We start from the raw sequence: 1618 nt of genomic DNA on the forward strand, positions 1-1618 counted from the left end.
CGACGGTCCGTTCACGTGGGCTTGTGTTGGCAAACCCATTCTCGCGTGAATCGGACCGTCACTCGTTTGTCGACACGCGCAAGTTGATCTCAGAACCGTAACGAAACGCTTCGCTGAATAACCCTCAGGGATGCCGAGGTTGTGAGCGATGTGCCGCAACGTCGCGACGTCAGTGATGACCCGCCGACCTGCAGGGCGAGCTGTTCTTGGCTGATCCGGTTCAGGCGTCGGTACGTACGGAGGATCACGGCGAGGTCATGGGACCGCAGTGCCTGGCTCGCGTCCGGGCTCGACCATAGCCACAGCGCTGATGGAGCACGCGGAGCTGACAGCGACGACGGCGCGATCACGGCATGTGATGCGCGGCGCGGTTGCTTTGTAGCTCGGTGCGCCAGGTCGCGATGGATCGGCGGTAGCCGTCGGGCATGTTGAGACGGGCTGTCTCGACGGCGGTGAAGAGGCCGATCTCTTTGTGCTCGTGAGAGAGCACCGGGTCGAGGTCGGTTTGTGGATAGCAGCCGTAGGTCACGATGAACACGTGCTTTTCGCCTGCGTTGATGTAGTACATCCAGGCATCGAGAATGGGCCCGGTTCGGACCTTCCACCGCGTCTCCTCGAAGATCTCTCGGGCGACGCATTGTTCCGGCGTCTCGCCGATCTCGATGCGACCTCCTGGCAACTCCCACTCCTCGCGTTCGTTCTTCAGTAGCAAAACACGCCCGAAGACATCCAGCACGACACCTTTGATCGAGATGGAGAATTGGGGTGGCGTCGCCAGTGGCAAATGCACAGGGTGATCCTTCCGGCTGGCATCACGTCGATCTCCTGGACGATATCAGGAGTCCGGCGCGCCGGGCGGCAGGGCGGAGTTGACAATCTGTCAGTGGACGCACGTTCCTACGGGCGGTGTGCTTCAGTCATCCGAGCTGGAGGGGGAAGCATGCTCCTGGAGTTGCCAGTCAGACGATGCACTGCGCCGACGGAGGTACTTGCGGACCTCGCCGCCGTCGGCGTGTCGCTGATCGATGAGGTATCCGGACCGCCTGCGCTGATCGACCTGGCCCGCTCGATCGGGTCAGTGGTCCCACATCGGGACAGCGATTCCGACGGTGTCACCGTGATTCAGGATCGTGGAGTGCGGGAAGCGGCAATGGCGGGTTTCACCCGGGCGGCCCTTCCGCCGCACACAGATCGTTCTGGTGTCGCGAACCCGCCCGGCCTGCTGCTGACCGCTTGTGGACGTCAGCCGGATATCGGTGGAGAGGCGCTGATCGTCGATGGCCGAGCCGTGCACGACGACCTGGCGCAGGTTGCACCCGACGCCCTCGCGGCGCTGTACGCGCCTCGGTCGGTACTGTTCGGCGGCGCCGACGGCCACCTCGGGTCGGTCTTCGCCCTGGCATCGGGCACCGCCGTGGCGCTCCGCCTCCGACTCGACACCCTGGTTCGGTTCGCCCCTGCGGTCGCACCACATATCCCGGCACTCCTGGCCGCGTAAACATTCAGCGGTGTGGTGGCATGGCGTGATCGCCGGTCGGCCGTTCGGCCTCCGGTGCGCTCGGCTCGGTGTCCGTGGTCAGGTGGGCGCGGGTAGTGCCGGCATCCAGGGGTGGCCGGT

2 protein-coding genes are annotated in these 1618 nt (G+C 64.6%); one reads left to right on the plus strand and one right to left on the minus strand.

Going from position 1 to position 1618, the window contains the following annotated elements; genetic code table 11:
* Positions 1-346: 346 nt before the first annotated feature.
* Positions 347-790: an NUDIX hydrolase gene (locus KME75_RS41400; protein WP_308283516.1), complete on the minus strand. Its 444-nt coding sequence runs from the start codon at positions 788-790 to the stop codon at positions 347-349.
* A gap of 150 nt (positions 791-940) precedes the next feature.
* On the opposite strand from KME75_RS41400, the gene KME75_RS41405 reads away from it, so the two are divergent.
* Positions 941-1498, plus strand: coding sequence for a TauD/TfdA family dioxygenase (locus KME75_RS41405; protein WP_219420443.1), 558 nt, complete (start codon positions 941-943; stop codon positions 1496-1498).
* Positions 1499-1618: the final 120 nt, after the last annotated feature.

This window comes from Pseudonocardia nigra (genome assembly GCF_019396355.1).
Taxonomy (GTDB): domain Bacteria; phylum Actinomycetota; class Actinomycetes; order Mycobacteriales; family Pseudonocardiaceae; genus Pseudonocardia; species Pseudonocardia nigra.